This window comes from Microcoleus sp. OTE_8_concoct_300 (genome assembly GCF_031383065.1).
GTDB lineage: Bacteria > Cyanobacteriota > Cyanobacteriia > Cyanobacteriales > Microcoleaceae > Microcoleus.
In genome coordinates, this window is sequence record NZ_JANMZH010000628.1 from 1 (window position 1) to 4,669 (window position 4,669).

Annotated in this window: 6 protein-coding genes; 3 read left to right on the top strand and 3 right to left on the bottom strand. The window is 44.1% G+C overall.

Annotated features, from left to right (window positions below):
• Positions 1-366 (top strand): helix-turn-helix domain-containing transcriptional regulator (locus ACUVJL_RS28630; RefSeq protein ID WP_445248943.1); only part of this gene is annotated, 366 nt, incomplete at its 5' end.
• Between the two features lie 128 nt (positions 367-494).
• On the opposite strand, the gene ACUVJL_RS28635 is transcribed toward ACUVJL_RS28630, so the two are convergent.
• The 3 genes from ACUVJL_RS28635 to ACUVJL_RS28645 all read right to left on the bottom strand — a co-directional run bounded on the left by ACUVJL_RS28635 (position 495) and on the right by ACUVJL_RS28645 (position 2,809).
• Positions 495-1,619 (bottom strand): hypothetical protein, encoded by a 1,125-nt coding sequence (locus ACUVJL_RS28635; RefSeq protein ID WP_445248944.1) that lies wholly within the window; start codon positions 1,617-1,619, stop codon positions 495-497.
• On the bottom strand, positions 1,616-2,146 hold the full coding sequence (locus tag ACUVJL_RS28640) for a C39 family peptidase (RefSeq protein ID WP_445248945.1): 531 nt from the start codon (positions 2,144-2,146) through the stop codon (positions 1,616-1,618). Before ACUVJL_RS28640 ends, ACUVJL_RS28635 begins: the two co-directional genes overlap by 4 nt.
• Positions 2,147-2,410: 264 nt before the next feature.
• The gene (locus ACUVJL_RS28645) at positions 2,411-2,809 is read right to left on the bottom strand and encodes a hypothetical protein (RefSeq protein ID WP_445248946.1); all 399 of its coding nucleotides are present in this window, start codon (positions 2,807-2,809) and stop codon (positions 2,411-2,413) included.
• A gap of 250 nt (positions 2,810-3,059) precedes the next feature.
• On the opposite strand from ACUVJL_RS28645, the gene ACUVJL_RS28650 reads away from it, so the two are divergent.
• Together ACUVJL_RS28650 and ACUVJL_RS28655 are read left to right on the top strand one after the other, a co-directional pair.
• Entirely contained in the window at positions 3,060-4,460 is a 1,401-nt protein-coding gene (locus ACUVJL_RS28650) for an NB-ARC domain-containing protein (protein ID WP_445248947.1), read from the top strand.
• A partial coding sequence (locus tag ACUVJL_RS28655; protein ID WP_445248942.1) for an endonuclease/exonuclease/phosphatase family protein occupies positions 4,457-4,669 on the top strand: 213 nt, incomplete at its 3' end. The genes ACUVJL_RS28650 and ACUVJL_RS28655, both read left to right, overlap by 4 nt.

The following is a 4,669-nucleotide window of genomic DNA, read 5'->3' on the forward strand; positions in this document are numbered from 1 at the left end:
GCACTCAAGAGCAAGATATTAGCCAAGCTAAAAAATACTGGAGAGATTATGAAAGAACTCAAAGTGCCAACAACTAGAAGCTACCACGAATACTTGATTTCTTCTTTACAAACCCCTGAAAGTGCTGCTAGCTATATCGAGACCATGTTGGAATTGGAGTCAGAAGGCCCCGAACCTGAATTGCTGCGAGCAGGACTTAAAGATGTGGTGGATGCTTATTTACAGATGAATAAGTTATCGACAGAAGCTAAACTTATATATGAGAAACTCGATCGGATGTTGTCTGAGAGTGGGGGCGAGGAAATTTATGCTTTGATAGTTTTACTAGATAAATTGGGGTTGCAGTTGGCTGTCGCAGTAAAATAGGTTAATTAATAAAATAGTTAGGGCGATCGCGCTTTTTGACAAGTTGGGATTTAAGGGCGATCGCTTTTTATTAAAAACTAGAATATTGAGAGCATTATCGGATCAAAAAAGTTTGCTTATTAGTATGGCTAAGGCGCTTTTTCACAAGTTTCCTGATTTTCAGGAAGCTGGCAGCGCAAACGTTCTAAACTCCCTTGAAGTTCTCTAACTTGCTTCTGTAAAGCTTCTATCTGAACATCCTTTTCCTGCAATCGTCGATCGAGCTGTTGAAAAGCATCCCTTGTACTCCCTCCTAATACAGGATTTGTGCTAATGTTGGAATCGTTCGCAGAGGGCATATTACCTGTAGACTGAGTGGCTGGAAAGTTGACTGATGGAGAAGGGACAGAAGACGGCGCGCGATCGACAATATTAGGTGTATTTCTATTTGTTGGCTCAGGATTGTTTATGGAATTGCTGTTTTGTCTTTGGGAACCAATATTTGCTCTACCTCCCCACTCAATGCCAAGTCCTATTCTCGTATCTCCACCCCGCACGCTAAGAGTTGTGCGTAACCCGATATCCTGCTTTCCTTCATCATCCAAATTATAACCAGTGCGGAATGACAGAGAAGTTACAGGCAAATTAGTCTCGCCGATAGGTATGGCGTAGTTACCAAAAGCGCTAAAGCTAACTCTTTCATTTGCTACAAACCCCGCTCCTATTCCTAAATTCAGACTGCTATTGGCAGAGTCTAACGGTTGAGAATATCCCAGAGAGCCTAAGACAATTACAGGATCTCTGATTAAACTAGCTTGACTTTGAACCGTGACTGTCCAAGGGTAAGCAACACCGACTGAAAAACGAGGGTCTAGGGTAGAGCCAGGAGCGGGACGGTATTCTACAGATAAACCTGCGCCAATGTCAGTGTTAGTTTCTGTTGATTTTTCAGTACGGTTGCTAAAATCTCGTTGTTGCCTGCGAATGAACAAATTAGGGTTAACATTGGCTCCTATACTTAAATTGGGACTGAAACTGTAGCTTCCTGAAGCAGAAAAGTTAATTGATTGGTTGAATGTCTCAAAATTGAACGGAGTCCCTTCTCTATCGAAATCCAATCCTTCTCGTCCGTCTGGTATATAGTTGACACCAAAAGTGTAGATGTAGCCTCCTGTTTCTTCTTCTGGCAGTCGCAACGGGTCAATGGGTATCTGAGCCTGTGCAGGCGGACATATCAGGAAAGCTATCAATAGAATAGGAACTCGCTTGATCATAACTTCCTTCTCAGTGAATTTAGTCTTGCTAGACGGAATTCTGCCCAACGCAGCGTTTCGCTTTGTTGTTCTTTTGCAGTCGAAATCAAGTTTTCAGGTGGAAGCGGTACAAGGGTTACACCGCTAAAACCTTGTTCATTTACTAAAGCACCAAGAGGTTGAATGCGCCGTCCCCATGATGGATCTGCTAAAATTACCCAATTCCCTACCATGCCGACTGCTAAAACATAGTGCATTTGAGGTTTGGTGACGTGCAAAACAACAGGCAGTCCCCCTTTGCGAAAGTAGTCGGCTAACGATGCTAGGGTAAGTCGCATCCCCCTAGCTTGAATGCCTTTATCAGCTAAAGCCTGTCTTAATGCTAAAGCGGTGACTCCTTTTTCTTCTGGGCTTTTACCGCTTCCTGCCATTGCTTTTTCTGACAGTTCTAAAATCTCAGATTCCGCAGTTGGTTGACCGTAGTAGTGAGTAAGTAGGGTAGCTACAGCCGCAGGGCCACAGGTGTAATAGTTGGTCTGACCTATCACTCCTTCATAGCGGAGAGTCCGATAGGGAGTTATAGGGTTAGCAAATACTGGTTGTTGAGATAAACAGAGTAAGACCACTGTAATATGATTGGGTAAAAAAAATATTCGGATTTTCTGTAATTTACTGAGCGAAAAACTATTTATTACATCCACAAATATTCTTCATCGTTCAACTGTAATTTGGCTTGTGATTTTAAACCCGCAGGTTTGGTAATCTTCTGCGGGTCACAATTGAGTTAATTCAATTTCTCGGTTTTGGACTTATTACCATCCGAAAGCTCGGTTCGCTCCAAATCCTGCAGCAGATCCTGCGATTCCGCAACCAGTCCAGTTCCCAGTTCCAGCCCGACAACCACCAGTAGCTGCTCCTCCAACTGCTGCTGAACCCCAATTTTGATGCCAAGCTTGTCCAGTACGCGCATTATTAAGACCGTTCATAACGACACCACCTACGGCTCCTACTCCAGCACCCACTGCAATATGTTTCCATTCGCCTTCAACTTCTGAAAGTTCCGCATCGCTGATCATTTCCCCTTCGGGTAATACAACCTGCTGTTGCTGCCTTGATGTAGTTTGCTGTGCGAGTGAATCAGCAAATGCAGGGGCGATCGTCATGTTAGCAAGTAACATGGCTGTTCCTGTTGTGGTCAGTAACTTTTTCATTTTGAAATATCCTTGGCAACTTCAGATAAAAACTGTGTGAGACGCCGTAAAAGCATCCTCTACCTTTTATAGTACATAAAGCTTTGAGTTGGTTAATTAAACTTAATATTTTTAGTAGGATAGAGTAGGTATTTGTTAAATATTTTTTGAGTTTAAAAAGTAGGAAACAGTAGGATTTAGTTGCCAAAATAGGAAACAGTAGGATAAAGTAGGGTAGCAATCGGCAAAACCACAACCTCTTAATCGACCTATGGACGATCGGCAAGTCGCGAAATGGGCTGACGACATTGTGTTCTCCGAAACTGGAAAACACCTCGATCATATACAACAATCTATATTGCGCGGCACTTGGCAACGTCAGAAATACCCCGAAATAGCCGAAAATTGCAAGCGTAGCAGAGCTCATGTCAGGAAGGAAGCCTCAAAATTATGGAAAATTCTCTCAGAAACATTAGGTGAAGACATCAATCAATCTAACTTTCGTTCCACAGCGGAAAGATGGCAATTCTCGAATTTCTCAATTACTGGGAATGGCTGCGTGCAGATAGGTAAAGTCTCCACAGATGGTTCCCTATCTTTCACAGTCCCCGAACCAACACAGAAAAACGAGGATATATTAAATAAACCGACAGAGAACGCTACACTTACAGTACGTCAAGATTTAGCTGATGCACCAGAACCCAACCTATTCTATAACCGCACATCCGAGCTCACCACCCTCGAAAACTGGATTTTGGGCCGCACCCGCCTCATCACCATCTTAGGCTTATCCGGTATTGGCAAAACCGCCCTTACACTCCAACTAATCCCACAAATTCAACACGAATTCGACTACATCATCTGGCGAAGTCTCCGCAACTCTCTACCGCTGGCATCACTCCAAACCGACTTAATTAAATTCTGTAGTGGCGGTGCCACCGTGTTCGTTCCCTATCCCGAAGAAAGGGCGATCGCGGGGGGATTGCCCCTACTAGAATATTTACGATCGCACCGCTGTCTCATCATCCTCGATGATATCCAAACCATTTTCAGCAGCCAACAACTCGCAGGAAATTACCAACCTGGATATGAAAATTACGGCGCATTCTTCAAACAAATAACAGAATCATCCCACAACAGTTGCCTCATCCTCCTGAGTTGGGAAAAACCCAGAGAAATCGCCGCCTTAGAAGGCGAAAACCGCCCCTGCAAATCCCTGCAACTCAACGGTTTAGGTCCCGAAGCACAAGAAATATTCACAGAAAAAGGTTTAGCAGAACCGGAGAAATGGTCAGAACTGATCGACCTTTACCGAGGCAATCCCTTATGGTTAAATATAGTTGCCACATTCATTCAAGACTTATTCGGCGGTAGCGTTTCCGAATTCCTCTCCTATGATACCCTATTCTTAGGAGACTTAGAATCACTCCTGCACCAGCATTTCGATCGCCTAACCGCATCCGAACAACAGGCGATCGCATGGCTAGCCAATACCCCCGAACCAGCCGACATCTCAAAAATACCAGAAAACCTGCAACTCTCACCGCCAGAACTCTTGAAAGTCATGCAATCTTTAGGACGGCGGTCATTAGTTGAAACAGTCAAACAAAACGGACGATCGCACTTTACGATCGGGCCAATAATCAGAGAGTATATAACAAACAAAAAATGAAAATCGCCACCTGGAACGTCAACTCAATCCGCACCCGCCTAGAACACGTTACTAGCTGGTTGCAAACAAACTCCCCAGACGTTCTCTGCCTCCAAGAAACCAAAGTTACAGACAAAGACTTCCCCCTAGAACCCTTCATCAACCTCGGCTACAACTGCTACATTTCCGGTCAAAAATCCTACAACGGCGTCGCCATTTTTAGCCGATCG

Coding starts and splice junctions, on each gene's coding strand:
- ACUVJL_RS28635 (WP_445248944.1), bottom strand. CDS start 1,619: ATGATCAAGCGAGTTCCTATTCTATTGATAGCTTTCCTGATATGTCCG.
- ACUVJL_RS28645 (WP_445248946.1), bottom strand. CDS start 2,809: ATGAAAAAGTTACTGACCACAACAGGAACAGCCATGTTACTTGCTAAC.
- ACUVJL_RS28650 (WP_445248947.1), top strand. CDS start 3,060: ATGGACGATCGGCAAGTCGCGAAATGGGCTGACGACATTGTGTTCTCC.